The organism is Embleya sp. NPDC127516 (genome assembly GCF_044765325.1).
GTDB lineage: Bacteria > Actinomycetota > Actinomycetes > Streptomycetales > Streptomycetaceae > Embleya.
Genome location: NZ_JBIWJT010000014.1, coordinates 162,748 through 189,542 on the forward strand (window position 1 = coordinate 162,748; position 26,795 = coordinate 189,542).

Sequence of the window (26,795 nt, forward strand, 5' to 3'; positions counted from 1 at the left end):
CCCGCAGGTCACTCACCCGCCCACTGTTCTCCTCACCGGGCTGCGGAACGTCGTCGACGACGCTCGGAGACATCGGCCGCCTCGGCGAGCAGGCTCAGGACACGTAGGCGTACGCGACGCGAGGACTGCGACTCGCGGGGTCGGCCACCAGCGCGGTGATCCGAGAGCTGCATGTGGCGGCTCGAGAGCACCTCGACCCGGCTTTGTAGGGTCCTCGCATGCCACAGTCCACAGAACCGTACGAGCCGGTGTCGGGGAAACACGTACGCCGAGCCGTCGCCCACTGCCTCGACGCCTTGGAAGGCGTTCCCGCGGCCCGCTGGCACGACCGGGCCGGAAGCCTGGAATGGACGTGTTGGGAGACTCTCGGCCACCTCGCGGACGACCTGCTCACCTATGCCCTGCGGTTCGGGCTCGCGGAGCCCATGGGCGTGCCACGTGTCCCGCTGCGTGTTTCCCGCAACCGCCCCGGCGGCCCGGCCAACGTCATCTTCGGAGACCACGAGGCAGGGCCGGAGGGGCTCCTGACCGTCGTGGAGGCTTGCGGTGGACTGCTCGCAACCGTCGTGGACACCACGGCCGCAACCACCTTGGCACCACACGTCTTCGGAGCCTCCGACCCGGAGGGCTTCGCAGCCATGGGCGTCGTCGAGACACTCGTCCACACCCACGACATCACCCAGGGCCTGGACCGTGCCTGGGAGCCCCCGCAGGATCTGAGCGAGCGGGCCCTCGCGCGCCTGTTCCCCGACGTGCCCGTCATCGACACACCATGGTCGACCCTGCTGTGGGCCACCGGACGCGTCGAGACGCCCGATCGCCCCCGCCGGACCGACTGGCGCTGGCACGGCGCGCCCCTCGGCAGCACATGACTCGAACGACACGTCCGTACAAGGCACGCGCAACGAACCGTGAACGGCGGCAGGTCAGCCTCGGACTACCGCAGCGATCGCTCCGGTGCCCTCCGGCCTCGCGTCGAGACCGTCTCGAAAAGCTGCGCGCCGCGATCGAGTCCACCGCCCAGCCCTCGACACCATGCGTTGGACAACGCTCGAGTCCCCGAACTCTCCGAGGACCGACTGGCCCGCCAACCGAATGTGCTTCGCTACTGCTTCCATCGCGAGGTACCGCAACCAGTGGAGTGCGCTGTCTGGTCGGTCGTATCCACATCGCGCGGACACAGCGGAGTGTAGGCGGCCGCACTTCTGTTCCGTGTATTCCGACCCGCCGCAGAGCCACGCGGCTCACACATGAAGAACAACACCTCACTACCGTCGAGGCGTGGTCGGTCGGGCGAACCCCATGAGTGGAAGTGCTCGCCTGCGGCTCGGAGTTGCGGCTCCCCACGGCGGCCGTCAAACCCGACTTCGGTTTGGCCTCGCGACGTACTGGGATTGCAGCCTGGAGCATCTCACCCGCCCGTACCCGTCGCCCGTCTTCGGACATGCGGCGCCGGCGTCCGGCCACCGTGCTCGGCCGGCGGTGCCTGGGACCACGCGGATGCTGAACTCGTGTGTGCCGAGCCCGTCTGCAATTCGGAGGAACAGCAGCGAGAAGTGCTCCTGTCGTCACGGGTAATCACGCCGGTACCGCTGTCCGTTCCCGTCGAGCGCACGCCGAATCGGGTGCTCGCCGGCCGGCCGTGGTCCTCCCACCAGCGGTATGCGGCCGCTGCCTCGTCCCACAGTCGGCGGGGCCGGGTGTGGCCGGGGATCGAGTCGGCCGGAGGCCCAAGAGGTGCATGTCGGACAGGCACAGCGTGCACTCGTCAGCTTCGTCGCCCCTCCCCAGCCCAGCGAGCAGCGGCACTTCGGGCCGCGCAGCCCGACCGCAAACCGCTCGTGCACATCCGCAACGACGGCGCGGGGGCCCAGGGCCTTCGTGGGTGCGACGCAGGCGTGCGGCCTGCTGCCCTCCCGCGGTTCGGTAGAGTCGAAGCGTGGCTGTGTTCCTCGTCTTCCTCCGCCGCTCCGGTCCGCACTGGGATCCGTCCCGCCCCATGCAGGAGCAGTCCGACTGGCCCGCCCACGCATCCTTTATGGACGAGCTCGTGAATTCGGGTGTCGTCGTGTTGGGCGGACCACTCGCCGACGAGCATCGCGTGGTGCTCGTCGTCGAGGCCGAATCGCAGGACACCGTCCGTGCCATGCTCGCGCGTGATCCGTGGAGCGGGACGCACCTTCGAGTGGACGGCGTCGAGCCATGGACGATCCGCCTCGATGGTCGGCGCGCCCAGAGTTCGCCCGAGGCTCAGGGGGTGGTGTCGTCGAACTGCCACAGCGGGCGTTCCTCCGCCTCGTCACCACTCCCCCACCCACCCGGGTAGCGGCAGACCGGGACGCGCGACAGAGTGGCCGCCGAGGTTCGTGGCCCGGCGGCGCCGTCGTGTGCCGGTTTGCCCCCATGCATAAACGACGGATGGCCGCAACGGCAGCGATACTGACCGTCCTGGTCGGCGGTGTCGGATACAGCGGGGACGACTCGGATTCCCCGCCGAGCGAATCATCGGCGGGAACCACCTCACCCACGAGGACGCCGAGCGCTTCGAGCGGCGGCAGGACCACGAAGTCGGACGGTCCGCCGCGACGCCGGCCGGCCTGGACTACTGCGCCATTCCGAGCGCGGCTTCGCTCGGCCCACTCGGACACCAGCCGGGTGATGGCAAGCCGGACACCATGAGCAACCTCTACGACGGGGGCTGCAAGTACGACAACCGGAGCACCAGGGTGGCCATGGTCGTCGACATCGACACGATCACGCTCGACACATCCAACTGCCGGACATTCGACGTGTCGGGCTTCCCCAACGTGGCGTCGTTCGGCACCGCCACCTCATGCGGGCTGGACGTTCAGGTCGGCAAAGACCTGCTGCACATGGGTGGAGAACTTCTACGCGACACCCCCGCGGTCAACGGCAAGCTGTGCGATCTGGCAGTGCACTTCGCCGAGCAGGTAGTCGCCGCCACCACCCGAACATGACAGGCATCAGCACCCCGGAGCCGGGCCGCTCCCGCCGATCTCCAACGCCTCGGCGAGCAGTTCCACGAGCCGTTCGGCGGCCTGCCGGGCGGGCCCCTCCAGCGCCTCGAGTTCCTCGTCGACGCGCAGGACGTCCGCGCTCCCGGGCGGCACCTCGCCGGGAGTGCCGTGGCGGATCGAACGGGCGGCCGCGTCCAGGACGTCGGCGGCCGTGTCGAGCAGTTCCCGTGCGCGGTCCCGCCCGGGTCCGTCCGCCGGAGCGCCGACGTCCGGGTCGGCGAGCGCGGCGACGACCGGCAGAATGCGCTCGGCGAGGCCCCCAGCGGCCGCGTACCGGCTGAAGGAGGCGTGCCGCGGCCCTGGCCTACCGGGACGACATCTCGAACCGTCGTCGCCATGATCGACCCGTCGGCGCACTTCGCACTGCTGGTTGTGCCGATATCGGTTCACTTCGAGGGCCGATCACCGTGGTCGCCTTGGAGCGTGTGACGACGTTCCTGTTCGCGCTTGGAGTAGGCGGCTGCCCGGATCGCATCGTCGCTCTCCAAGCCTGATCCCAGCGCGCCGCCCGCGGTGGCGACCGAAGCGACGAACCAGGACAGCGTCAAGTACTCCTCGGCGTGCAGTGGGGTTTGTGTAGCGGAAGCGAACACTTGGTCGTTGAGGATGAACAGCGCCCACACCCAGTTGATGACCATCAGGCCCACGTAGCAGACGAGCACCCCGATACCCACGGTCACGACCGTCGAGGCGTTGTAGAGCCGCGCCCGCTGCCTCGCCTCCGGCGAGCTTTCCGCCGACCGATGCCACAGCTCCGCGTCCACGATCAGCCAGCCGATCATGAGCCCGACGGATCCGACCGTGGCGATCACGAGGCGTGGTGCGCTCAGGGTCCCGGCCAGGCTCCAGACGGTGGAGTTCACGGTGGCGACCGCTCCCGTGGCGAGTGCGGCCGCCAGGGCTTTCGACAAGCCCGGCACCAACCGCCACGGCCGGTTGGCGCGGACCATGCCGAAGAGCACCCGCAGGTCACCGCGCGGCCCGCTGACGACGTAACGAAGATCGTCGGTCTCCTTCTCACCGATCGGGTCCGCATGAATGGGCGCGAGACGGCTGACGAATGGCCCCGGAACGGGCCGACTTCGCGGAGACCCTTCAACCCCGGTGGTCTGCGGACCCGCCAAGCCGAGCACGGCTGCTTCGACGGCCCGCCGGGCCCTTGTCTGCAACCGGAAGCCCCCCAGCGAAGGAAGCGAGAGCAGCGCCAAGCCGTGTTCGTGGCTCAGATTCACAGCGAGCTTGCGTCCGTGTGAGTGCAGCGGAAGGTCGGTGAGGGCCACGACGATGTCCCAGTTCTCCGCGCTCCCACGGTCCATGATCCGGCGCATCAAGGTGGGCGGGTCCTCCGTCCCCGATGTGAAGGGCTCACTGACCACCTCGACGTCGAACCGTCGCCTCCGGCCCGACTTGTCCGCGAGCCGGGCAGGAAGAGTCCGGGCCATGCGCTGCGCGATCTCCGTCGGCGCGTCCGGATCCGCCAGGAGAGCCACGACCGTAACGCCCCGAGACGACGCGCGCATGACTGGACCCTCTCGTCGGCTGCCCCGATCCCAAGTGCCCACAGACGCCGCCCAGGTAACGTCCACGCCGCATGCCACGTGTCCGCCGCCGTGAGGGTCGGGAGATGGGACGTCGTTCATGAGTCACCCCGGGTGTCGAGCCTCGCCGGCCCGGCCGCGGTGCCGGACGGGGTGTTCGGAACCGCGGCGTTCGCGTCCGGGCCGCTGCTCTCGGTGCCTTCTCGTCGCCCGCTGGGCGTCATCCGAGCCAAGCGGACTCTTTCGGACGGGTGCGCGGCGAGGTGTCGGTGCCGCCGGGCGAGGCCGTGTCGCTCAGGTGACGGTGCACGAAGTGGATGCTCATCGCGCCTTCGCCGACCGCGGAGGCCACGCGTTTCACCGAGCCGCTGCGGACGTCGCCGGCGGCGAAGACGCCAGGCAGGCTGGTCTCCAACGTCAGGCAGTCGCGGCCCTGGCTCTGCCACAGTTCGGGAACGGAGCGGGCTTGTGCCTCCGTACCGGTGAGCACGTAGCCGCGCGCGTCGAGGGCGAGCGCGCCGGACAGCCACTCGGTGTGGGGATCGGCGCCGGTGAAGACGAACAGGGCCCGCACCGGGAGGTGGTGGTTCTCGCCCGTACGGTGGTCGACCACGGTGACCACCTCCAGCGCCTCGTCGCCGAGCACCTCGGTCATCTCGGTGTGCAGCAGCACCCGCACCCGCGGGTGGCGCTCTATGCGATCGATCAGGTAGCGGGACATGTGTGCCTCGAGGCTCGGGCCGCGGACGAGCAGATACACCTGTGGCGCGTACCCGGCCAGGAAGAGCACGGCCTGGCCTGCGGAGTTGCCGCCGCCGACCACCGCCACCGGGTCGGTACGGCACTGCTGGGCCTCGTAGACGGTCGCCGAGTAGTGGACGCTCGTGCCCTCCAACGGCTCGATGCCGGGTACATGGAGGCGGCGGTAGCGGGCGCCGGTGGCCAGGACGACGGTACGGGCGGTGATCTCGCTGCCGTCGGCGAACCCGACGGCGTAGTGGCCGTCCCGCCGTTCGAGCCGGGCCGCCTCCGCCGGGACGCTGATTCGGGCGCCGAACTTTTCCACCTGGAGCACGGCGCGCTCGGTGAGTTCGGCGCCGGAGATGCCGGAAGGGAAACCGAAGCAGTTGTCGATGCGGGAGGACGTCCCGGCCTGGCCGCCGGTGGCCAGCGCCTCGACCACGGTAGTGCCGAGGCCCTCCGAGGCGGCGTTCACCGCGGCGGCGAGACCGGCCGGACCGGAGCCGACGATCAGGAGATCGCCGCGGCCGTTGCCCGATTCCAGGGACGGCAGGCCGATGAACCGGGCCAGTTCGGCGTTGCTCGGATTGCGCAGCAGGGTGGTGTCCCGCCAGATCACCAGCGGCGTCTGCTCAGGACCGACCGCGAAACGGCGCAGCAGCGCCTCGGCCTCCTGGTCCGTCTCCAGATCGATCCAGCGGTGCGGCAGCCGGTTGCGGGCGGCGAACTCGCGCAGCCGCCGGGTGTCGGGCGAGTAGCGCGAGCCGATGATGCGGAAACCGGCGCCCTGACCGACGAGCAGGGCACGGCGCCCCAGGCAGGCGCGCAGCACCACATCACCAAGGAGGGAGTCCCGGGTCACCAGGTCGCGCAGCTGCTCCACGGACAAGGCGAGGATCTCGCCGGGGTCCCTGACCACGGCGGTGTAGAAGGCCACCTGTCCGTTCAGGAGGCCGAGTTCGCCGATGAAGCGCCCAGGGCCGTGCACACGCAGCAGGCGTTCGCCGGGCGTGCCGAAGCCCTCGACGATGGCGACCGAACCACTGAGGACGACGTAGAACGCTTCGCACCGCTCCCCCTCCCGGATCAGTACGTCACCGGCGTCGATCGCGCGCCGCCGGCCATGCTGCGCCAGGCGGGCCATCTGGTCGTCCGACAGGCGGGGATACGCGCCGTAGATGTCTGGGGTCTCGAAGGGGACGCTCTCCTGCGCCTCGTCCGGCACCGGCGCCGCACCCGGCCGCGTCTCGTCGCCGGGCATCACACGAACGCCTCGTGGACGAAGCACCATCGCCAGTCCTCGCCGGGCTCGAGCGACGCCACGATCGGGTGGCCGTCGGCGGCGGCGTGCCGGCGGGCGTGCCGGTTCGGCGAGGAATCGCAGCAGCCGACGTGGCCGCAGGTCAGGCAGAGCCGAAGGTGAACCCAGGGGGAATGCGTGGCGAGGCATTCCTCGCATCCTGGGGCGCGCGGGGTGACGGGGCGTACGAGGGCGAGGTGGGGGTCGGTTCGTACGGTCATGGTCGATCATCCTTTCCCGGCCGGCTCGCGGCCGGCGATCGACTGCTCCACCCACTGCCTCAGGACAGCAGCAGGTGCGGCACCCGACTGTCGGGCGATGGTTCGTCCTTTGTCGAGGACCAGCAGCGTCGGTACGGCCTGGACCTCGAACCGTCGCGCCAGGCGCGGGTTCTTGTCGATGTCGACCTTGACCAGTTTGATCGTTCCCGCGAGATCGGCGGCGACCTTCTCCAGCGCGGGGCTCACCATGCGGCAGGGGCCGCACCAGGTGGCCCACAGGTCGACGACGACGGGCACGGTGGCCTGCTCGACGACCTCGGTGAAGTCGTCGTCGCCCGCGTCGGCCATCCACGGCAGAGGCTGCTTGCAGTTGCCGCACCTGGGGCGGCCCTCGGCGGCCACGGGTACCCGGTTGGTGCGCCCGCAGTGCGGGCAGGTGACGTTGGTGGCTTGCACGCTGCTCATGCCACCCTCGCTCCCTTCACGTCCTCGGGCTGGTCGTAGGTGACCACCAGCTCTGCGTGCTCGGCGTCGACGCGGATCCTTGCGCCGTCCTGGACGTCGCCGCGCAGCAGGGCCCGCCCGACCAGCGTCTCGACCTCGTGCGAGATGTAACGCCGCAGTGGCCGGGCCCCGTACACCGGGTCGTAGCCCTGGTGGGCGATCAATTCACGGGCTGCGTCGCTGAGTTCGATGGTGATGCGGCGTTCGGCGAGGCGGCGGCGCAGTTCGTCGAACTGCAGCTCCACGATCCGCTCGATCTGCCGCTCACCGAGCGGTTTGAACAGCACGATGTCGTCGACGCGGTTGAGGAACTCCGGGCGGAAGTGCCCGCGCAGCTCGCCCATCACCAGGGCGCGGGCGTCGGGCTTGATCTCACCCTCGGCGGTGGCGCCGTCGAGGAGGTACTCGGAGCCGATGTTGGACGTCATGATGATCACGGTGTTGCGGAAGTCGACGGTTCGGCCTTGCGCATCGGTGATGCGGCCGTCGTCGAGGATCTGCAGCAGGGTGTTGAAGACGTCGGTGTGCGCCTTCTCGATCTCGTCGAACAGTACGACCGAGTACGGCTTGCGGCGTACGGCCTCGGTGAGCTGGCCGCCTTCCTCGTAGCCGACGTATCCGGGCGGTGCGCCCATCAGTCGGCTGACGGTGTGCCGCTCCTGGTACTCGCTCATGTCGAGGCGGACCATGTTCTCCTCGGAGTCGAACAGGGTCCGGGCGAGGGTCTTGGCCAGCTCGGTCTTTCCGACGCCGGTGGGGCCGAGGAAGATGAACGAGCCGATGGGGCGGCGCGGGTCGCGGATGCCGGAGCGGGCGCGGATGATGGCGTCGGCGACGAGCTTGACGGCCTCGTCCTGGCCGATGACGCGCTCGCGCAGGATCTCGTCCAGGCGCAGCACTTTCTCGCGTTCGCCCTCCTGGAGGCGGGCGACGGGGATTCCGGTCCAGGCGGCGACGATCTCGGCGATCTCCTCCTCGGTGACGACCTCGCGCAGCAGCCGGTTCTGCCCTTGTTTGGCGGTGAGTTGCTCCTCCTGTGCGGCGAGTCGGCGCTCCAGGTCCTGGAGCCGGCCGTAGCGGAGTTCGGCGGCTCGGTTGAGGTCGTAGGCGCGTTCGGCCTCCTCCGCCTCGTGGCGGACCTGCTCCAGCTCCTGGCGCAGTTCCTGCACGCGGCGGATCGCCTGCCGTTCGGCCTCCCACTGGGCGTGTTTGGCGTCGGCCTCGCCGCGCAGGTCGGCCAGTTCCCTGCGCAGCTCGTTCAGGCGGGCGTTGCTGGCGGGGTCGGTCTCCTTGGACAGGGCCGCCTCCTCGATCTCCAGGCGGGTGACGCGGCGGGTGATCTCGTCGAGTTCGGCGGGCATCGAGTCGATCTCGGTACGCAGCCGGGCGCACGCCTCGTCGACGAGGTCGATGGCCTTGTCAGGCAGGAAACGGTCGGTGATGTAGCGGTGGGAGAGCGTCGCCGCCGCGACCAGCGAGGTGTCCTGGATCTTGACGCCGTGGAAGACCTCGAGGCGTTCGCGCAGTCCGCGCAGGATGGAGATGGTGTCCTCCACGCTGGGTTCCTCGACCAGGACCTGCTGGAAGCGGCGTTCGAGGGCGGCGTCCTTCTCGATGTGCTTGCGGTACTCGTCGAGGGTGGTCGCGCCGATCATGTGCAGTTCGCCCCGTGCGAGCATCGGCTTGAGCATGTTGCCCGCGTCCATGGCCCCTTCGGCGGCGCCCGCGCCGACGACGGTGTGCAGTTCGTCGACGAAGAGCAGGATGCGTCCCTGGGCGGCCTTCACCTCGGACAGCACGGCCTTGAGGCGCTCTTCGAACTCGCCGCGGTACTTGGCGCCGGCGACCAGGGAGCCCATGTCGAGGGCGAACACGATCTTGTCTCGGAGTCCTTCGGGCACGTCGCCGCGGACGATGCGCTGGGCGAGACCCTCGACGATGGCGGTCTTGCCGACGCCGGGGTCGCCGATCAGGACGGGGTTGTTCTTGGACTTGCGGCTGAGGATCTGCGTGACGCGGCGGATCTCGGCGTCCCGGCCGATGACGGGGTCCAGCCGCCCGGACCGAGCCTCGAGGACCAGGTCGCGGCCGTATTTCTCCAGTGCCTCGTAGGCCACCTCGGGGTTGGCGGAGGTCACGCGCTGGTTGCCGCGGACCTGGGTGAGCGCGCCGAGGAAGGAGTCCCGGGTCGCGCCGTGCTCCTTGAGCAGGCGCCCGGCGGCGGTCGCCGAGCCCTCCTCGGCGAGGGCCAGCAGCAGGTGTTCCACGGACACGTACTCGTCCTTGAGGCGTTTGGCCTCCCGCTCCGCCTCGTCCAGCAGCCGGGCCAGGCGCCGGGTGACGAAGACCTGGCCCGGCGCCGCGCCCGGGCCGGTCACCTTGGGCCGGTGGGAGAGTTCCTCGCGTACGGCCGCCCGCAACTCCTTCGGCTCGGTGCCCGCCCGCTGCAGCAGCCGCGGGATCAGGCCCTCCTCCTGGTCGAGGAGGGCAAGCAGCAGATGTTCGCCGTCGACCTCGGTGTGGCCCAGGCGGCCGGCGGCGCTCTGGGCCTCCTGCAGGGCTTCCTGTGACTTCTGGGTCAGGCGGTTCATGTCCATGGTGGTAGATCACTCCTCATGCCTGCACGCCGCAGCGCGGCTTCGAGCAGGCTGATGCGGTCGAGCAGGTCGAGCACCAGACCCAGGGATGCGTAATTCAGGCACAGCCCGGTGCGCAGCCGCTGGACGCGGGCCAGGGCGGCCGGGGCCGTGGGGGCGAACACCAGCCGGCCGGAGGCGTCACGGTCGGCATCCACCAGTCCGAGGGCGACGAACCGACGGATCAGGTCGGGATGGAGGCCGGAGCGGCGGGCCACGGTCTCCAGGGAGAGCCTGGGCACGGGCACGATCGCGTAGTGCACGCCCACCTCGGTCGTGCGTGCGTGGGACGGGCGGGCCTCGGCCGGTCGGTCGGTCATCAGGTCCTCCTGGGATCGAACGAGGAGACGGCGGCGAGTTCCTCCAGCAGTTCGCGCTCCCGGTCGTTCAGCCGGGGCGGCACCATGATCCGCAGCTCCGCGTACAGGTCTCCGTTCGCGCCGCGCGGGCCCGGCATGCCCTCGCCGCGCAGCCGTAGGCGCCGTCCGCTGGAGGACCCGGCGGGTACGGTGACCTTCGCCGTGGCACCGCTCGGCGTGCGCACCGGTACGGTCGCGCCCAGCGCCGCCTCCCACGGTGTGACCGCAAGCCTCACGTGGACGTCCCGGCCGTCGAGGCGGAACTCGGGGTGCGGCCGGATCCGCACCCTCAGGTACAGGTCTCCGGTGGGAGCGTCGTCGCCGCTTCCACGCCCGCCCTCCCCGGCCAGCCGGATGCGCTGCCCGTCGGTGGTGCCGGGCGGCACGTCGACCCGGTAGCGCCGCTGCCCGGTCGGCCCGGCGAGGGTGACCGTACGGAGGCCGCCCCGATAGGCCTCCTCGACGGTGAGCGGCAGTTCGGCCTCCTGGTCGGCGCCGGGAACCCGCGTTCGCCCGGCGCCGCCGAACAGCGAGCCGAACAGATCCTCGACGTCGACGCCCTCGCCCCCGAAGCCTGCCGTGGAGTACCGCACCCGGGGACCGCCGCCGGTGGTCCGCCGGGAGCCACTGCCGGCTCCGGCGCCGGCAGTGACCCGCTCCTCCCAGTCCTCCGGGATCTTCCGGAAGTCCTCGCCGAAGCGGTCGTACCGAGCTCGCTGCTCCGGATCGGACAGGACGCTGAAGGCCTCATTGATCTCCTTGAACCGCTCCTCCGCCTGGGGGTCCTTGTTGACGTCGGGGTGGTACCTGCGGGCCAGGGTGCGGTAGGCCCGCTGGATCTCGTCCCGGTCGGCGGTGCGGGGAACGCCGAGCACCTCGTAGAAGTCGCGTGCCATGAACGGTCACTCCCGCTTGGCGACGGTTACGGCGGCAGGCCGCAGCTGCCGCTCGGCCTCCCCGTAACCGGGTCGCAGCACCTGGACCACGGTGTTCGGATCGGCGTCGGGATCCTGAACCACCCCGACCACCTCGTGCCGGGCCGGATCGAACGGCACTCCGTTCTCCGCGTTGCGCGGGTAGCCCAGCCGCTCCAGGATGTTCACGGCCTGATCACGCACAGCCCGGACTCCTTCGACAATCGCACCGGGGTCGGCGGCCGCGTGGCCCAGGGCAAGTTCCAGGTTGTCGATGACGGGCAGGAAGGCCGCGGCCGTACGGGCGCGTTCGGCCGCGGCCACCCGCTCCAGCTCCCTGGCGTGGCGTTTGCGCAGGTTGTCGAGGTCGGCCAGGGCGCGCAGCCGGCCGTCCTCGGCCTCTCGCAGCGCGGCCGCGTATTCGTCGTCGGGTGCGGCGGCGCCGGTTGCGGCGTCGGGCCCCGGCTCGGCCTGTTCGGTCGGCTGTCCGGACTGCGTGAGATCCCCGCGCGGCGGCTGTACGGCGCCTTCCGGGGGGTCGGGCTCTCGGCCCCGGGGTGTGATGGGCATGGCGGGCACCTCAGCCCTTGTCGAACTCGGCGTCGATCACATCGTCGTCGCCCCCGGCTCCGCCCGGCGGGGCCCCGCCGGGACCGGATCCGTTCGGCGAGCCGGTGTCTGCCGGACCCCCCGCGGCGGCTTCCCCCTGATGGGCCGCGAGCCCCGCGAAGACCTGCTGGAGTTCGGACGTCAGCGGCCGGACCTTGTCCGCCCCGGCCTCGTTCTCGACCGCCTCGCGGGCCTCGGCCACCAGCATCTCGGCGCGGGCCTTCTCGTGTGCGGGCGCGGCGTCGCCGAGCTCGCCGAGGCGCTTTTCGACCTGGTAGGCGATGGCGTCGAGTTCGTTGCGGGCGTCGACTGCCTCGCGCAGGGCCTGGTCCTCGCCGCGGTTGCGTTCGGCCTCATGGACCATCCGCTCGACCTCGCTGCGGTCGAGGTTGGAGCTCTCGCTGATGGTGATGCTCTGTTCCTTGCCGGTGTCCTTGTCCCGCGCGGTGACGTTGAGGATGCCGTTGGCGTCGATGTCGAAGATGACCTCGACCTGCGGCTCGCCGCGCGGCGCGGGGCGGATGTCGGTGAGCTGGAAACGACCCAGGACCCGGTTGTCGGCGGCCCTCTCGCGCTCGCCCTGCAGGACGACGACGTCGACGGCGGGCTGGTTGTCCTCGGCGGTGGAGAAGGTCTCGGCGCGGCGCACCGGAATGGTGGTGTTCCGCTCGATGATCTTCGTCATCACGCCGCCGCGTGTCTCCACGCCCAGCGACAACGGGGTGACATCGAGCAGCAGGACATCCTTGACCTCGCCCTTGAGAACCCCGGCCTGGATCGCGGCGCCCATCGCCACGACCTCGTCGGGGTTGACGCTCATGTTGGGTTCCTTGCCGCCGGTCAGCCGTCGCACCAGGGCCTGGACGGCGGGGATGCGGGTGGAGCCGCCGACGAGGATGACCTCGTCGATGTCGTTGTCACTGACCTTGGCGTCGTCCATGGCCTGCCGCACCGGGCCCAGGCAGCGCTCCACCAGGTCGCCGGTGATCTGCTCGAACGTGGACCGCATGATCGTCGTGGTCAGATGTTTGGGCCCGGAGGCGTCGGCCGTGATGAACGGCAGGCTGACCTGAGTCTGGGTCACCGAGCTGAGCTCGGTCTTGGCCTTCTCGGCGGCCTCGAACAGGCGTTGCAGCGCCTGCGGGTCCTTGCGCAGGTCGATGCCGTTCTCCTTCTGGAAGCCGTCGGCGAGATGGTCGACCAGCCGGCGGTCGAAGTCGTCGCCGCCCAGATGGCTGTCGCCCGCCGTGGACCGTACCTCCACGACGCCGTCGCCGACGTCGAGGATGCTGACGTCGAAGGTGCCTCCGCCCAGGTCGAAGACGAGCACGGTCTCGTGCTGCTTCTTGTCCATGCCGTAGGCGAGGGCGGCCGCGGTCGGCTCGTTGATGATCCGCAGCACTTCCAGACCGGCGATCCGTCCGGCGTCCTTGGTGGCGGTGCGCTGGGCGTCGTTGAAGTAGGCGGGCACCGTGACGACCGCCTCCGTGACCCGCTCTCCCAGCTGCTTGGAGGCGTCGTCGGCGAGCTTGCGCAACACCTGCGCGCTGATCTCCTCGGGCGCGTAGAGCTTGTCGCGCACCTTGATGCGGGCGGCGCCGCCGTCTCCCTCGACCACGTCGTACGCGACGGCCTTGGCCTCTTCGGAGATCTCGTCGAAGTGTCGGCCGATGAACCGCTTGGCCGAGTAGATGGTGCCCTTGGGGTTGAGGATCGCCTGACGGCGGGCCAGCTGGCCCACCAGGCGCTCGCCGGTATCGGTGAAGGCCACCACGGAGGGCGTTGTGCGGTTGCCCTCGCTGTTGGGTAGGACCGTCGACTCGCCGCCCTCCCAGACGGCGATCACCGAGTTGGTGGTGCCCAGGTCGATGCCTACTGCCTTGGCCATGAGGAATTCCTTCCGCGATGGACGGCCCCGTTCGCCCTCGGAATCGCGCCCGGTCTTCCGCACTCGCTCAGGTGACGGTGGGACCGCTCCGCGGGCGGCTGCTCTTCCAAGCTCCGCTGCTGGTACTGGTGCCGGTCCCCCGGGTAGCTCGGCCGGCAGCCGCACCGCCTCCTCGGCGACGACGTCGTCGTACCGGCCGGGTTGTATGAAGCTCACCAGGGCGAAGTCCCGGCGGCCACACTGGGTCACAGGCACCGGCAGGCCGAGCAGAGCGCCGACGAGTGCTGCGGAACCGGCCCGTACAGGGCGAGGGGCAGTCCGGCGAGGGTCCTGCGGGCCTGCTCGTTCATCAGCCGGTCCTTCCACGGCCACCGGTGGGCCCGGCGATCCCCGACAAGCCCAGAGTGGCAAGAGAGCAGCCACTCCGCCTGCACCTGGCAGGTCAGAAATCGACGCAGCCGGTCGGTCCACGAGCACAAGGCTCACATTCAGACAAATCAGATGGCCTTGCCTAGGCTGGATGCTCCGGGCTCACCCAGGCGTGGATCCCACGACTCGCTCGATCGCCCTCGACGACCCGAGGAGAACGGAGTGATGATCTATGGCCTGCCATCCGTCACGAAGGCTGCCCCCTCACGCCGCCGACCAGGAAGTGACCCGCCATCCGAGCGACACTGCGGGCACCGAATGGCACGACCCCCGTCCGCTCGCGGCGCTGGACCCACACGGGCTGCTGGTGCTGTCCCACACTCTGTTCACCTGCGCCGAACAGAGTGAGATCGTACGGTTGGCCATGCGGCACGTCAGTGCCCTCGGTCCCTACCACGCCGAGGCCGGATACCTCGCGACGGGCGACGGTTTGTCCCGCGTCCGCGGCCACGACGCCCGAGCGCCAAGGGTCGCCGACGCACGGATGAAGGAGTTGGGCGAGGCCGACGGCTGCGTATCCCTTCCAGAGCGGTCCTGGACCTGGGCGTACGGCCTGCGCGGGGCCGGCGGTCTGCTCGGCTACATCCTGGTCTCCTCCCAGTCCGGGCCCGACGAGCAGGGCCACTTCCTCCTCTCGACCCTCGTGGGGATCGCATCGGCGGCCCTGTCACTGACGGTCACGCGCGCCGAGCAGCGCGACCGAGCCGGCGAACTGAGCCGACTCCGCACCGAACGGGACACCGCACTGCGGCAACTGGACACCATGCGCTCCGAGTTGCACCTGCAGACGACCGTGTACGAGACCCTCGCCCGTGTCACTGCCCGGGGCGGCGGCGAGGACGCCATCACCCAAGCGCTGTACGAGCTCACCGGGCTGTCGGCGCTCGTCGAGGACCGGTTCGGCAACCTGAGGTCCTGGGCCGGTCCCGACCGGCCCGATCCCTATCCGGTGCGGTCCTCGACCCACCAGGAAGAGATGCTGCGGCAGGTCGCGCGCGAGGCGGGCCCGGTCAGAGTCGAGGACCGGTTGATCGCCCTGGCCCGCCCGCGCGGTGACGTCCTCGGCGTACTCGCCATCGAGGACCCCGAAGCGACGGCCAACGAGCGCACCAGGTTCGCCTTGGATCACGCCCAGCAGTCGCTCGCCCAAGAGCTCATGCATATGCGCGAACTCGCCGAGGTCGAAACGCGGCTGCGCCGCCGACTGATCGACGACCTGTTGGAGGGCACCGACGAGACGAGCGCCTACGCCCGGGCCGAAGCCGTCGGCCACGACCTGCAACGTACGCACTACGTGGTCGTGGTGCACTGGCCGGGAAACGCCGTGAGCAGTTCCTTCACCCGTGCCGTCGAGCAGGCGACGGCCACCTCGGCGACCCGTCCGCTGATCACCCGGCGCGGCAACCGGATGGTCCTGCTGACCGAAGCCAGGCCTGACGACGATGCCGTGTACACAGCGCTGGCCCGTGAGCTGGGGACGCCCGACGGAGCAATCGGGGTGAGCTCCCGCTGCGACTCCCCGGAAGGCATTCCCCGCTGTTATCAGGAGGCACTGCGGGCCCTGGAGGTGCGGCAGAACTCCCGCCGGCGCAGCGGGACGACGTTTTTCGACGACCTCGGGCTGTACCGGATCCTGGGGCCCGGAAACGATCTCCGGGAGCTCGAAGACTTCGTGCGAGAGTGGCTCGGCCGGCTGATCGACTACGACGCAGGGCACGACACGGAGTTGGTGGAGACGCTCTCGCGCTACTTCGACTGCGGAGGCAACTACGACGAAGCGGCCGCCGCGCTGATGGTCCACCGCAGCACCCTGCGCTACCGGCTGCAGCGCATCCGTGAGATCAGCCACCGCGACCTGGCGGATGTGGACACCCGGCTCAATCTGCAGGTGGCAACGCGCGTCTGGAAGATCATCCTGGGCGGGCGGCGCTGACTGCGGATACCCGGAGGGCCGGCGCAGCGGGTCGGCACTCGCGGACATCGTCTATCGCCGCGGCGCGAGGGCCGTGGCACCGGCCACGGTGTCCGGCCGGCCCTTGGCATTCGCCGACGCGCGACGCACCGAGACGCCTGGACGTGCATCGAGTTCTCCGGCGGCAGCAGCCGGCGCAGCGCCTCCTGGTGCGCACGCTGCGAACGCGCGTTCGTCGTGTGAAGCTGGAGGTGGGCGACGGCGTGAAGTTCTCAAGCGGTGGTACGGCGTCGATGGCTGTGACTGCCCCTCGAAGCGGTATCAGCGCTTCTCCGAACAGGGAGGCCACCATGACGGAGCAGCGCAACAGGAACGAAACCATCCCGGAGGAGTTCGACGGACTGATCGTGGAGTTTCGCGGTCTGCTCGACAAGTACCCCAGCGCGGCCCGGCACTTCTCGCTCGCGTATTACCCCGAGGCTGACGGAGAAGATTCGGGTGCAACAACGACGGCGGGGTTCTCTCAGCCCGTTTTCGAATGCACGAAAGACGCAGACGGATTCGTCGTGTGCAGGCGCGTCCACGAGCAGTGACCGTACATGATGTTCGCGACGGCGCCGATCCCGCGCGAGTTTCGCGCGAGCGGACCTCGGCGGTGGGGTGAGGTGGCGACCGGGCGACCGTCGTCCCACGGCGAACTCCGGCCGCGCGTCCCCCTGTACGGCCCGCCGGGGACGCCGGCGACACCGCCCGCGCGGCCGGAGCAGGCCGGCTGATCGTCACGCACGTCGGCCGCTCCCTGCTCCCACGACAGGCAGTCGTACGCGCCTCGACCCGATCGGGCGCGAGTTGCAACCCACCGGCACACGTCTAAACCCCGGGGCGCGGAAGCCCGGCCGACAAGCCCGGCCAACAAGCCCGACGAGAGCTTCATCCCGAGTCGGCAAACCACTCCCCAAGCCCACCACACTGTGCCTGCTCCTCATCTCCCCGGCCGCCCTGCCCCGGCGCTCTCGGCGGCCGTCCTGAGCCGCGATGTCCACCGCGTGGGCCTCGACCTGACCGAAATCCCGGGGTGACCACGAGCGACAGCGGCAGGCCCCGCCCGTCCACCGCGACGTGCAGCATCTTGGTCAACCCGCCCCGCGAGCGGCCGAGAGCCTCGCGAGCCGAACGCGCCGCGCCCGCCGCCGCACGCTCCACGCCGGCCGGTTGGTCCGCGTATCCGCAACCCCCGTGCGCCGGATGCGTGTTGGTGGGCGCGGACGATCGTGGAGTCCACCGACACCGACCAGTCGACTCGGTCGACCGCGTCGTCACGCACCCGTACATGCTCGCGCACCACGGACCACGTCCCGTCCGCCTCCCACCGGGAGAAACGCTCGTACACCGCCTGCCACGGCCCATACCGTGCCGGGACGTCCCGCCACGGACACCCGCGCGCAACCGCCACACCACCCCGTCGACCACCTGCCGATGATCACACCAAGACCGACCCCGACCGTCCACCACCGGCAACAACAGCTCGATCCGAACCCACGCCGCATCCGTCAACCCACCCCGAGACACCACAAAGATCATCGTCGGACAGGCCCCAGGCCTTGCAGACGACATCGCACAACACCTCACCGGCCGCCCGCTGCGCGACTTCCGTGCCTTCACGGAGCGGGAGATGCGGTAGCGGATGCGGCGGCGCGCGGGTGTCGGCCGGCTCACTGTCGAACACGCGTGCCGCTCACGGTCGTTCGCCGTGGGCTCCGCTCCGATACGGACGTCTCCCGGCCGTTCGGGAACTGGAGCAGCATGTCGGAAGCGTGCACGTTCGCGCGGGCGCCCCGGCAGCACAAGCGCGGCTCCTCGGTCTCCAGGTGCGCGCGGACCACGTCGCGGCAGTGCCGATGGTCGGGGCCCTGGATCCGCGCCGTCGCCCCCGCGTCGATCAGCGGGATCCGCCCACGGTCGGGCCGTCCGGTGCGCATCGGGACGTCCCGGACGGCCTCGTGGCCGCTCGGCGCCCTGTGTCGAAAGCACCACGTCGTCGGTTCACCGGGCGGTCGTCGTGGGCTCGGGCACCGAGCGCGAGGTCACGCACCACACCGACGCGGACGTCCGAACCCCCCGGACGGCTGATCTTTGTCCTGGGTTCGCGCGACCGGCGGTGGGCGTAAGGGGAACCGGAGAGGTATCCGAGTCCTCCCACGTGAGAACGATGCCGCTCGAGACCCCGCTTCCTACTCTCGTCGAACGGGGCAGCGACGCGCCCGCACCCGGGGCGCGACGTCGCCGGGACGCGTCGCGTGTGGACGCCGTGTTCCCGGGGCGACGACGGCAAGACGGTCGTCGGCGTCTTCGGGCGCGCACGGTCCGGTCGCTTCCCCGCCTGCACGACCGACATCGATCGAGAGGCAGATTCGTGACCCACCCTCCCCGGATCCCTTCCTCGGCGGAAGCCGCCGACGGCACCCGAAGCACACCCACCCGGCGCACCGTGCTGCGCGGTTCGCTGGCCGCCGCCGCAGTGGCGGGCACGGCCGGAACGGTGGTCGTCGGCGCCGCGCCTGCCGCGTCCGCGAGCGACGCACCACCGGCCGAGGCGGACAGTGCGGGCGACACGTCCACGGCCCGGCACTGGCGCTCCAGGCTCGCCACGCTGGCCGCCCGACACCAGGTCCCCGGCGCCTCGTTGGGCATTCTGGCCGGCGACCGGGTCGTCAAGGTCGCCACCGGTCTGGCCAACGCCGACGACCGTATCGAGGCCACGCCCGACACGCTCTGGCAGATCGGCTCCATCACCAAGGTCTGGACCGCCACACTCGCCATGCGCCTGGTGGACGAGGGCGCAATCGACCTCGACACTCCGGTCGTACGCTACCTGCCCGAGCTGCGACTGCCCGACCCCGACCGGACCAGGCGCCTGACGCTGCGTCACCTGCTCGCCCACACCAGCGGGATCGACGGCGACGTGCTCCCCGACACCGGACGCGGCGATGACTGCCTGGAGCGGTTCACCGCCCTGCTCAAGGACGTTCCGGCGGTCCACCCGCTGGGCCGCGCGCACTCGTACTGCAACGTCGGCCTGATCCTCGCCGGCCGGCTGATCGAACGCCGCACCGGCACGACCTGGGACACCGCGCTGCGCGAACGCGTGATCAGGCCGCTGGGCCTGACCCGCAGCCACACGTTGCCGGAGGACGTGCTCGCGCATCGCGCCGCCGCGGGTCACACCTCGGGACCGGACGGGCGGCCGCGCGTCGACCCCACGTGGATGCCCCGCTCGCAGGGCCCGTGCGGCATCGTGTGCTCCAGTGTCGGCGACGTGCTCGCCTTCGTCCGCCTGCACCTGAACGACGGCCTCGGGCCCGACGGCACCCGGCTGCTGTCGGCGCGCGCCGCCGAGGAGATGCGCTCGTTCCAGACGGCCACGCCCAACACCCCGGACACCGGCGACAGCTGGGGCCTGGGGTGGGCCCGTTGGGACTGGAACGGTCGGTCCGTGTACGGCCACGACGGCAGGACCCAGGGTCAGTCGTCCTATCTTCGTGTACTGCCCGACGCCCGTCTCGCGGTCGTTCTGCTCACCAACGGAGGCGACGCCCAGGCGCTCTACCACGACCTGTACCGGGAGATCTTCACCGACCTCGCCGGAGTCGCGCCCCGCCCGCCGCACGCCCCCGACGGCACCAGGCCACCGCACGACGCGGGAGGCTACCTGGGCCGATACCAACGCGTGGGGGTGCTCGAAGAGATCCTCGAACGCGGCGGTGGGCTGTTCCTGCGCCGGACCTTCACGGGAGGCACCCCCAGCGAGTTCGAGCTCCACCCCGCCGGCCGGGACCTCTACGTCCACCGCCTGCCCGGCGTTCGCGACTGGGAGCCGCTCAAGTGCTTCACCCTGGACGGCACGCGCTACGTGTGCCAGAGCGACCGCGTGCTGCCACAGATCACCTGACGCCGCGCAGTCCGGATGCCGGATGACCGCTCGGGGCACGACACCGGTGGAGTGCCCGAAGTGGCCCCGGGCAATTGGCGTGTGGTGGTGAGGATTGGGCCGGCTGCCCGACCCACCCCGATCACGCCGGCCGGGGCCGTTACGCGTCGCGCCTGCGGACTGCGGCCAGCGCGGCGACGGTCGCCGCCATCGCCCACACGGCCATGACACCGATGCCCAGCCACGGGTCGACCTCGTGCGCGTTGAAGTCGCGCAGTCGCATGATGCGTTGGCCCGCCTTGTCCGGCAGGAACCGGGCCACCTCGCGCACCCCGGGTATGGCCGTGAGCGCGGCCGTGCCCAGGAACAACAGGGGCATCAGCAGGCCCATCGAGGCCATCGGGGTGCGCAGCAGGAATGCGGCTCCCGCACACAGCACGGCCAACAGGGTCAGATACGCGACGTGTCCGAACGCCGTCCGCCAAGTCTCCGACGCGGTCAGAGAGATGTCGCCGGCGGGCATGACCAAGCGTGCGAGCAGCGTGCAGCTCAGGCTCGATGCGACGGCGGTGACCAGGGCGATCGCGGTGATCACCGTCAACTTCGCGGTGGCGAACACCCGGCGATCGGGCACCGCCGCCAGCGACGAGCGAATCGTGCCGCTGCCGTACTCTCCGGCCACGGCGAGGACGGCGAAGGCCACGAGTGCCATCTGCCCGAAGTTGACGCCGTAGTGCACCAGGGTGAAGGGGTCGTATTCGGCGCCGTCCTCCCGGCGCTGCCCCTCGGCGACGAACGCGCCGACGAGAGTGCTCACTCCGGCGATCAGAACCACGGTCACCAGGGGCAGCCATCCGGTCGAGGGCACCGAACGGATCTTTGTCCATTCGGCGCGCACGGCGGCCGGGAACATCGAACCCGTCTCGACCATCCGCGCCGTTGTCATCGTGCTCACGCTCGGCCACCTCCCACAAATTGCTCACGCCCGGCGGTCAGCCGGAGATAGACGTCTTCCAATGCCTCGCCCGTACCGACGAATTCGTTCAGTGCGGTGTCGGCGAGCAGTCGCCCGCCGGCTATCACCACGAGGTGGCCGGCGGTGAGTGCCATCTCGCTCATCAGGTGGCTCGACACGAAGACCGTGCGCCCCTCGGCGGCGAGCGATCGCATCAGGTCGCGGATCCAGCGGATGCCCTCGGGATCCAGGCCGTTGACCGGCTCGTCGAAGATCAACACCTCGGGGTCGCCGAGTAGCGCGGCGGCTATGCCCAGGCGCTGGCGCATGCCCAGCGAGTAGCCGCCGGCGCGACGCCGGGCCGCATCGGTCATGCCGACCTCGGCCAGCACTTCGTCGACGCGCGAGACCGGTATGCGGTTGGACTGCGCGAGGTAGAGCAGGTGGTCGTACCCCCGGCGACGCTTGTGCACAGCACCGGCGTCGAGCAGGGCCCCCACGTGTCGCAGCGGCTCGCGCAGCTCGGTGTACTCCCGGCCGCCGATCGTGATGCCACCGGACGTGGGCCGGTCCAGACCCAACGCCATCCGCATCGTGGTCGACTTGCCCGAGCCGTTGGGGCCGAGGAAGCCGGTCACGGTGCCGGAGGCGACCTCGAAGGAGAGGTCGTCGACGGCGAGCACGTCGCCGTAACGCTTGGTCAGGTTCCGGATCCGGATCATGTGCTTCGCTCCCTGAGGTGCGGTCGGGTCGTGGAGTCGGCCACGGGGTCGGGCCGTCCGCTTGCCGTAGTGCCTCAAGGTTGCGATGTCGGGGTGCTTCGCCGGATCCCCCGGCCGTGGGGACGGCCTCCCCCGTACGGGGGAGGTTCGAGGCAGCGCGACCCGGCACGATGATGGGGAGTTCCAGTACGCACCACGCTGCACGGGGCGGGCGGCCGTTCGTCGCACCCATCACCTACACGCGTACGTTCGACCTGTCCTCGGGCCTGCGTCCGTAGTTCCCGGCTGCCATGGATTCCCCGGCCTCGATGACGGCGTCGGGCTCGGATATCCGATGCCCTGGTTCCCCCGCCCCCGCCGACACCGATATCGACCACCTTCGGGCTTCGTTGCCGAGGCGCCGCTCCGAGGGATTCCGGGGCTGCCCACTGCTCCGGCCCGGCGCCGCCGCTGCGGCGTCCACGCGCCTGGCCGCCGACGGCCTGCTCCTGGACGACGGCGGGGATCCGACTCTGGACCTGTTACGGGAGACTGCGGCGACGAGAGGTCACGTTGGACCATGTGAAGCGGATGTACGCCAAACGCGTGTCCACGATGGGTGGTTCGAACTACAAGCGGGAGATCGACCGCCCCGGCTGGATGCACGTCATCCGCTCCCAGGCGTTCACCAGTCTGTGGGTCAAGGCCCTCAAGGCCCTCAAGGCCCGCAAGGCCCACCAAGGCGGCCTGACCGTGATGCCCGTGATGGGCACCGACGAACTCCACCTCACCGACGGCGACTGGCGCACCGTGTTCACCGAGGGATGCGCGTGGGCGACGTGAAGGTCAAGGATGCCTACATCCCAGGCGCAGGAGCAGTGATGGGATGTGCGGGGTCGGGAGGATCGATCCTGGCAATGAGTTCGGCGATCGTCCCCAACGGGTCGAACTCGGAGAATTCCTTGCGTAGTCGGAGGACTCGCTCCGCATACTCGGGGTTCGCCAAGACATCCGGGACAGCGGTGCGGATGGCTGATCCGTCAGGTTTGCTCGTCTTCAGGTCTATGCCCGTGCCGCTCCACTCAACCCTGGCCCCCACTTCCGGTTTGTCCTCCGTGCTGCCGGCCACGACCAACGGAACACCGTGATTGAAGGCGGTGTGCACGCTCCCGTAGCCGCCGTTTGTGACCAACACATCGGTGTGCGGGAGCAGATGTTCGAAGGATATGAAGCCGGCCGGCCGCGCGTTGGCCGGAACGTCGCCCATCAGCCTCCTGACGAGGAGGGGGCCATCGAGGCGGCCGGTCGCCGCGACCACGAGCACGTCGTCGTCGGCCAAGGCCATGTCGGCGTGTTCCGGCCCGGGGCGAGTGCGCTTGATCATCGAGTCGGCAGACCACCGGAAGTGTGCCCGCAGAAGTTCCAAGGCCCTGGCGCCGTCGCGGTTCTCGATGGCTCCGGCGACGGCCAGGCGTTTGGCGGTGACCTGCTGCCGGTGCTCCTCGGCGGACACGTGCTCCATCGCCCACGTGGGCTCCGTTTGCCGGCGAAGGTTGGTGGCCATCACGGGCTCAAGTCGCTCTCCATGCTTGGGGCCGGGCCTTCGCCCAGGGCGCGTTGGGAGCGGAACGTGGCCGGGACGCCCGGGGACGGGAGGGCCGGTTCCGTGCCGGCGCCCCCCTTGGGATGCGCGGGGCCGAAAGACCTGGCGACCAGATGGGTGAGCACTGGGTCGACGGCCGGGTCGGATACCGGTGTCCGGATCCCTCGTTCGCGAGCCACCCCGATGGCGTTGTTCAGGACCGGTGCGCCTTTGGTGGCGGGCCGAGCACCCGGCTCGCGTGCCGTAGTGACGCTGTCCGGCGTGGCGGGACGGACCGCAGCCGGGCGGGGCGGTCGCGTGTGCCCGGCGGGTGCGAAGGTGGGGCCGGGGTCCTCGTGTGTCGGGGCCGACCCGTGTGTGGCGGGCTCACGCCCCGTTGGGCGGAAGAGCAGGTCGCCCTCGGGCTTCCGGAACAGCGTCGCTTGTCGGGCCATCAATTCCACCGCGGGTTTGAGTTCTTCGGGCACCAGGTGCGCCACCCGTTCGTAGACGCGTGCCACGGGCTCGTCGAGGGCGGATCCCGCCTGCATGTGAGCGACGCCGAGTTCGATGGTGAAGCGCAGGAGGTCCCGATGGGTCATCTCCTGCAGGTGCACATCTATCAGGCGGTCGGTCATCCGGTGCTCGCCGGATGGGCCCTGGGCGTGGACCAGATCGAATTTTCTCATCGCTCTGTTCGACGATCGTACGTACATCAGTCCCCGGTCGACCAGTTCGGGGTCGTCGATGATCCTGGCGGCGATGAACTGGGCCTCGACGGACCGGTCGTGGTCGTCGGAGGCGACCAGGTGTCCACCGGCGACGAACCGGGTGAGGACCGCGTGGGCGCTGATCGCCGCGGGAGCGGCGATCATGGCCCCGACGATCTCATGACCCTCGCCGTCGCGGCGCAGGGTTCTCGCGGGCAGTGCGAAGTCCCGGTCCAGTCGTGCGGTGGTCTCCATCAGGACGTGTCGGCCCACACCCCTGCGGTGTCGGTCGGCCAGTAGCGCCATGACCCGGTCGCGCACGTCCTGGATGTCGGGCATCAGTTCGGAGGCGGGGCCCGTGGGGCCCAGGGCCCGGGCGGCCTCGAAGTTGGGGTGGATGGCGTAATACCGGTCCGCGTCGACCCGATCGCATCCGCCGTCCGCGTCCAGACGCGCGGCGATCTCTTCGGCCAGGGTGGTCTTGCCCGCGCCCGGTTGCCCGATCAGGAACCACGCCTGGGGCCGTGCGACACCGGGACCCGCGACCTCGGGCAGGAAACGCGGCACCAATTCGTCCCGGAACGCGCGGTCGAAGAGGGCCTGTTCCCGCGCGCCTCGGCCGTTCAGCAGCAACCGCCCGGGAGGGTCGAGCATCGCGACCGCCGTCCACCTCGATGCCAGGACGGGGAATCCCCAGCCGGCGAAGAACCGAACTTGAGCCCGTCAGCGTAGGGTCTCCACGCGCCGGGCGCCACCGCCTCGGTGCCCCCGATGCCACCGTGTGGCAAGGGGATTTGCATGTCCACGTGCGCGTGTGGAGAGCCCGGCCGGACCCGGTGAGCGCCGACGCGGTGTGCAAGTGGTGTTCCGGGACCGGTGGTGACCGATTCATGCGCGCGGGGTGGGGGGCGTGCGCGCGCACTGCTATCCATGTCGCGCCGAAGTCCGCGAAACGCCCTTGTGACGCCTGCCGCCCCTGGTTTGATGAAGCCCGCCCAGGACCAGACCGGTCAGCACGTCGACCACATCATCCACGGACGCTCGCCCGCGGTTCAGTTCGGCGGCGAGCGCCTCGGCCGCACCCAGCACGCCGGCACAGCACAGCCGAAGGGCGTCGGGCTCAAGGTGCGCGTACGGCCGCAGCGCGGCGGCCATCAGGTCCGCATAGCTGTCGGTCATCTCCTGTCTGCCCGCCTCCATGTCCGGATTGCCCTTCAACGCCGCGGAAACGGCGTTGAGCTCCGGCATGTCGGTGGCGCAGGCGAAGTACGCGGCGCTGATGACGCGGGCGACCTCCTCCGCGGCGGGCGCGGCGCCTTGCAATGCCTGGATAACCGAGGCCCGGTGGCGTTCGTCGAGGCGCCGGTAGAGCGCGAGCAGCAGGCCGGGGCGGGTGCCGAAGTGGTCGTACACGATCGGCCTGCTGACGCCCGCAGCCTCGGCGAGGGTGACCAGCGTGAGCCCGTCGGCGCCCTGGGCGCGCACGATCGCCACGGCGGTGTCGAGCAACTGCTCCCGCCTGGCCGGCTTGGACAGGCGGGTCGGTGTGGTCGCCATGTTCCTCCCTTGCTGTCGCCCCCAGACTATGTTACAAAACGTAGGTTACAAAATGTAGGTTAGTGATTGCGAAGGAGACTCACCATGGGACAGCCCAACTCGGTTCTGATCCTGGGCGGTTCGGGGCAGGCGGGTGCGGGCGCCGCCGCCGTGCTGCGCCGATGGCACCCGGAACTGCCCCTGACGCTCGCGGGCCGCGACATCGGCCGCGCGCAGCGGGTCGCCGACGAACTCGGCGCGGCCACAGCCACGACCGTCGACCTGCGGCGCGCCGATCTGGGCCTCCCGGCCGACGGAGAATATCTGGCGGTCGTCGCCGCGCTGTGGGACAACCGGTTGCAGGGGCTGCGGTACGCGCAGGAGCGCGGGTTGCCCTACCTGAGCATCTCCAGCGGCCTGGTGGACATCGCACCGGAGATCGTCGCGAGCGCCCAACGGCCGAGCGGTCCACCGGTCTTGGTGGCGAGTCACTTCTGCGCGGGAATCGGTGTTCTGGCGACGCTGTACGCCACCAGGGAGTTCGAACGGATCGACACGATCCGGATCGGCGCCGTCCTGGACGAGTCGGATGCCGGCGGCCCGGCGGGGCTGGCGGATCTGGAGCGATGGGCCACCGCCACCTCGGCCGGACTGGTACGCCGTGACGGCGTGTTCACGTGGGTCGCCGAGCCCGATGCACGGACGGATGTGCCAAGTACCGACGGGATTCTCGTGCCCGGCCAGAGCATCGCCATCCTCGACGTGCCGAGTCTTGCCCTGGCGACGGGAGCGCCGAACGTCCGCTTCGACTTCGCCGTCGGTGAGTCCGCGGGTCGGCGACGCGGCGGCCCCGCCTCCGTCGAGGTCCGGATCGACATCGAAGGGACCGGCCCAGGAGGGCAACCACGCAGCTTGCACCGCTACCTCGTCCATCCGGAAGGGCAGCGACCGCTGACCGCGCTGGGCATCGCCCTCGGTGTCGAGCGACTGCTCGGGCTGCGCGGCGAAGCCATACCGCCGGGTGTCCACACCCCCGAGGCGCTGCTCGACGCGTCCTACGCGGCCGAGCGGTTGGCGGAAATCGGCGCCGAGTTCGTCGACGCGCCCGGCGACGAATGAACGCCTGTCACCCAAGGGGCGAGCCACCGCACGACCCGGCACACATCCCCACCCGAACCTCAGGCGCCCGGTCGCCACTTCCACCTGCGGCCTGTCCGGACTCCGGATGATCTCGTCCACCCCCAGCGCGTGCTTGTGGCAGCCGTCGGCCAAGCGGTAAAGCTCGGCCGGCGCC

At 70.3% G+C, this 26,795-nt stretch carries 22 protein-coding genes and 3 pseudogenes; 8 read left to right on the forward strand and 17 right to left on the reverse strand.

Annotation, left to right across the window (positions count from 1 at the left end; all coding sequences use genetic code 11):
* The first annotated feature begins 218 nt into the window (after positions 1 to 218).
* From ACIRL2_RS27115 to ACIRL2_RS27125, 3 genes are all read left to right on the forward strand, one after another.
* The gene (locus ACIRL2_RS27115) at positions 219 to 872 is read left to right on the forward strand and encodes a DinB family protein (RefSeq protein ID WP_395861484.1); all 654 of its coding nucleotides are present in this window, start codon (positions 219 to 221) and stop codon (positions 870 to 872) included.
* 1,067 nt (positions 873 to 1,939) lie between these two features.
* Positions 1,940 to 2,326, forward strand: a complete 387-nt coding sequence (locus ACIRL2_RS27120; RefSeq protein ID WP_402235169.1) for a YciI family protein — start codon at positions 1,940 to 1,942, stop codon at positions 2,324 to 2,326.
* A 178-nt stretch (positions 2,327 to 2,504) separates the two neighbouring features.
* The gene (locus ACIRL2_RS27125; RefSeq protein ID WP_402235307.1) at positions 2,505 to 2,978 is read left to right on the forward strand and encodes a DUF3558 family protein; all 474 of its coding nucleotides are present in this window, start codon (positions 2,505 to 2,507) and stop codon (positions 2,976 to 2,978) included.
* An 18-nt stretch (positions 2,979 to 2,996) separates the two neighbouring features.
* Here ACIRL2_RS27125 and ACIRL2_RS27130 read toward each other — a convergent pair.
* From ACIRL2_RS27130 to dnaK, 10 genes and pseudogenes are all read right to left on the reverse strand, one after another.
* Positions 2,997 to 3,296, reverse strand: a pseudogene (locus ACIRL2_RS27130) (FUSC family protein); the annotation flags it as partial.
* 128 nt (positions 3,297 to 3,424) lie between these two features.
* Entirely contained in the window at positions 3,425 to 4,558 is a 1,134-nt protein-coding gene (locus tag ACIRL2_RS27135) for a hypothetical protein (RefSeq protein WP_402235171.1), read from the reverse strand.
* A 238-nt stretch (positions 4,559 to 4,796) separates the two neighbouring features.
* Positions 4,797 to 6,578: an FAD-dependent oxidoreductase gene (locus ACIRL2_RS27140; RefSeq protein WP_402235174.1), complete on the reverse strand. Its 1,782-nt coding sequence runs from the start codon at positions 6,576 to 6,578 to the stop codon at positions 4,797 to 4,799.
* A complete protein-coding gene (locus ACIRL2_RS27145) occupies positions 6,578 to 6,838 on the reverse strand; it encodes a UBP-type zinc finger domain-containing protein (protein ID WP_263233558.1) in 261 nt (86 codons plus the stop codon). Before ACIRL2_RS27145 ends, ACIRL2_RS27140 begins: the two co-directional genes overlap by 1 nt.
* 6 nt (positions 6,839 to 6,844) lie before the next feature.
* Positions 6,845 to 7,303, reverse strand: coding sequence for a thioredoxin (gene trxA / locus ACIRL2_RS27150; protein ID WP_402235177.1), 459 nt, complete (start codon positions 7,301 to 7,303; stop codon positions 6,845 to 6,847).
* Positions 7,300 to 9,939, reverse strand: a complete 2,640-nt coding sequence (clpB, locus tag ACIRL2_RS27155) for an ATP-dependent chaperone ClpB (protein WP_402235180.1) — start codon at positions 9,937 to 9,939, stop codon at positions 7,300 to 7,302. Before clpB ends, trxA begins: the two co-directional genes overlap by 4 nt.
* A complete protein-coding gene (locus ACIRL2_RS27160) occupies positions 9,930 to 10,298 on the reverse strand; it encodes a chaperone modulator CbpM (RefSeq protein WP_395861471.1) in 369 nt (122 codons plus the stop codon). The genes clpB and ACIRL2_RS27160 overlap by 10 nt, the downstream gene beginning before the upstream one ends.
* Positions 10,298 to 11,233, reverse strand: a complete 936-nt coding sequence (locus tag ACIRL2_RS27165; RefSeq protein ID WP_402235182.1) for a DnaJ C-terminal domain-containing protein — start codon at positions 11,231 to 11,233, stop codon at positions 10,298 to 10,300. The genes ACIRL2_RS27160 and ACIRL2_RS27165 overlap by 1 nt, the downstream gene beginning before the upstream one ends.
* Positions 11,234 to 11,239: 6 nt before the next feature.
* Entirely contained in the window at positions 11,240 to 11,821 is a 582-nt protein-coding gene (locus ACIRL2_RS27170; RefSeq protein WP_395861467.1) for a nucleotide exchange factor GrpE, read from the reverse strand.
* A 10-nt stretch (positions 11,822 to 11,831) separates the two neighbouring features.
* Positions 11,832 to 13,748 (reverse strand): molecular chaperone DnaK, encoded by a 1,917-nt coding sequence (dnaK, locus tag ACIRL2_RS27175; RefSeq protein ID WP_402235185.1) that lies wholly within the window; start codon positions 13,746 to 13,748, stop codon positions 11,832 to 11,834.
* Between the two features lie 652 nt (positions 13,749 to 14,400).
* On the opposite strand from dnaK, the gene ACIRL2_RS27180 reads away from it, so the two are divergent.
* Positions 14,401 to 16,110 (forward strand): PucR family transcriptional regulator, encoded by a 1,710-nt coding sequence (locus ACIRL2_RS27180; protein WP_402235188.1) that lies wholly within the window; start codon positions 14,401 to 14,403, stop codon positions 16,108 to 16,110.
* Between the two features lie 218 nt (positions 16,111 to 16,328).
* The gene (locus ACIRL2_RS27185) at positions 16,329 to 16,682 is read left to right on the forward strand and encodes a hypothetical protein (protein WP_395861462.1); all 354 of its coding nucleotides are present in this window, start codon (positions 16,329 to 16,331) and stop codon (positions 16,680 to 16,682) included.
* A 412-nt stretch (positions 16,683 to 17,094) separates the two neighbouring features.
* Here the strand turns inward: ACIRL2_RS27185 and ACIRL2_RS27190 are convergent.
* Together ACIRL2_RS27190 and ACIRL2_RS27195 are read right to left on the reverse strand one after the other, a co-directional pair.
* Positions 17,095 to 17,661, reverse strand: a pseudogene (locus ACIRL2_RS27190) (IS5 family transposase); the annotation flags it as partial.
* Between the two features lie 140 nt (positions 17,662 to 17,801).
* Entirely contained in the window at positions 17,802 to 18,068 is a 267-nt protein-coding gene (locus ACIRL2_RS27195) for a hypothetical protein (RefSeq protein WP_395861460.1), read from the reverse strand.
* Between the two features lie 434 nt (positions 18,069 to 18,502).
* Between ACIRL2_RS27195 and ACIRL2_RS27200 the strand changes: the two genes are divergently transcribed.
* Positions 18,503 to 20,038 carry a serine hydrolase domain-containing protein gene (locus ACIRL2_RS27200; protein WP_395861458.1) on the forward strand — a complete coding sequence of 512 codons (1,536 nt, stop codon included), beginning with the start codon at positions 18,503 to 18,505 and terminating at the stop codon, positions 20,036 to 20,038.
* Between the two features lie 139 nt (positions 20,039 to 20,177).
* Here ACIRL2_RS27200 and ACIRL2_RS27205 read toward each other — a convergent pair whose 3' ends face one another.
* Positions 20,178 to 20,963, reverse strand: coding sequence for an ABC transporter permease (locus ACIRL2_RS27205; protein ID WP_402235310.1), 786 nt, complete (start codon positions 20,961 to 20,963; stop codon positions 20,178 to 20,180).
* A gap of 86 nt (positions 20,964 to 21,049) precedes the next feature.
* Positions 21,050 to 21,694: pseudogene (locus ACIRL2_RS27210) on the reverse strand (ABC transporter ATP-binding protein); the annotation flags it as partial.
* Positions 21,695 to 22,246: 552 nt separating this feature from the next.
* Between ACIRL2_RS27210 and ACIRL2_RS27215 the strand changes: the two are divergent.
* Entirely contained in the window at positions 22,247 to 22,516 is a 270-nt protein-coding gene (locus ACIRL2_RS27215) for a hypothetical protein (protein WP_402235191.1), read from the forward strand.
* Positions 22,517 to 22,529: 13 nt separating this feature from the next.
* Here the strand turns inward: ACIRL2_RS27215 and ACIRL2_RS27220 are convergent, their stop codons facing one another.
* From ACIRL2_RS27220 to ACIRL2_RS27230, 3 genes are all read right to left on the reverse strand, one after another.
* The gene (locus ACIRL2_RS27220) at positions 22,530 to 23,195 is read right to left on the reverse strand and encodes a nucleotide disphospho-sugar-binding domain-containing protein (RefSeq protein WP_402235194.1); all 666 of its coding nucleotides are present in this window, start codon (positions 23,193 to 23,195) and stop codon (positions 22,530 to 22,532) included.
* A 41-nt stretch (positions 23,196 to 23,236) separates the two neighbouring features.
* Entirely contained in the window at positions 23,237 to 24,619 is a 1,383-nt protein-coding gene (locus ACIRL2_RS27225; protein ID WP_402235196.1) for a zeta toxin family protein, read from the reverse strand.
* Between the two features lie 270 nt (positions 24,620 to 24,889).
* Complete coding sequence (locus ACIRL2_RS27230; protein WP_402235198.1) at positions 24,890 to 25,522, reverse strand: TetR/AcrR family transcriptional regulator; 633 nt, start codon at positions 25,520 to 25,522, stop codon at positions 24,890 to 24,892.
* Positions 25,523 to 25,606: 84 nt separating this feature from the next.
* On the opposite strand from ACIRL2_RS27230, the gene ACIRL2_RS27235 reads away from it, so the two are divergent.
* On the forward strand, positions 25,607 to 26,620 hold the full coding sequence (locus ACIRL2_RS27235) for a saccharopine dehydrogenase (protein ID WP_402235200.1): 1,014 nt from the start codon (positions 25,607 to 25,609) through the stop codon (positions 26,618 to 26,620).
* Positions 26,621 to 26,795: the final 175 nt, after the last annotated feature.

What these genes read in the sequence shown, in the direction of transcription:
- ACIRL2_RS27205 (WP_402235310.1), bottom strand. Translation starts at nt 20,963, where the DNA reads ATGACAACGGCGCGGATGGTCGAGACGGGTTCGATGTTCCCGGCCGCC.
- ACIRL2_RS27165 (WP_402235182.1), bottom strand. Translation starts at nt 11,233, where the DNA reads ATGGCACGCGACTTCTACGAGGTGCTCGGCGTTCCCCGCACCGCCGAC.
- ACIRL2_RS27230 (WP_402235198.1), bottom strand. Translation starts at nt 25,522, where the DNA reads ATGGCGACCACACCGACCCGCCTGTCCAAGCCGGCCAGGCGGGAGCAG.
- trxA (WP_402235177.1), bottom strand. Translation starts at nt 7,303, where the DNA reads ATGAGCAGCGTGCAAGCCACCAACGTCACCTGCCCGCACTGCGGGCGC.
- ACIRL2_RS27235 (WP_402235200.1), top strand. Translation starts at nt 25,607, where the DNA reads ATGGGACAGCCCAACTCGGTTCTGATCCTGGGCGGTTCGGGGCAGGCG.
- ACIRL2_RS27160 (WP_395861471.1), bottom strand. Translation starts at nt 10,298, where the DNA reads ATGACCGACCGACCGGCCGAGGCCCGCCCGTCCCACGCACGCACGACC.
- ACIRL2_RS27135 (WP_402235171.1), bottom strand. Translation starts at nt 4,558, where the DNA reads ATGCGCGCGTCGTCTCGGGGCGTTACGGTCGTGGCTCTCCTGGCGGAT.
- ACIRL2_RS27195 (WP_395861460.1), bottom strand. Translation starts at nt 18,068, where the DNA reads ATGCGCACCGGACGGCCCGACCGTGGGCGGATCCCGCTGATCGACGCG.
- ACIRL2_RS27220 (WP_402235194.1), bottom strand. Translation starts at nt 23,195, where the DNA reads ATGGAGCACGTGTCCGCCGAGGAGCACCGGCAGCAGGTCACCGCCAAA.
- ACIRL2_RS27225 (WP_402235196.1), bottom strand. Translation starts at nt 24,619, where the DNA reads ATGCTCGACCCTCCCGGGCGGTTGCTGCTGAACGGCCGAGGCGCGCGG.
- ACIRL2_RS27170 (WP_395861467.1), bottom strand. Translation starts at nt 11,821, where the DNA reads ATGCCCATCACACCCCGGGGCCGAGAGCCCGACCCCCCGGAAGGCGCC.
- ACIRL2_RS27115 (WP_395861484.1), top strand. Translation starts at nt 219, where the DNA reads ATGCCACAGTCCACAGAACCGTACGAGCCGGTGTCGGGGAAACACGTA.
- ACIRL2_RS27140 (WP_402235174.1), bottom strand. Translation starts at nt 6,578, where the DNA reads ATGCCCGGCGACGAGACGCGGCCGGGTGCGGCGCCGGTGCCGGACGAG.
- ACIRL2_RS27145 (WP_263233558.1), bottom strand. Translation starts at nt 6,838, where the DNA reads ATGACCGTACGAACCGACCCCCACCTCGCCCTCGTACGCCCCGTCACC.
- dnaK (WP_402235185.1), bottom strand. Translation starts at nt 13,748, where the DNA reads ATGGCCAAGGCAGTAGGCATCGACCTGGGCACCACCAACTCGGTGATC.
- clpB (WP_402235180.1), bottom strand. Translation starts at nt 9,939, where the DNA reads ATGGACATGAACCGCCTGACCCAGAAGTCACAGGAAGCCCTGCAGGAG.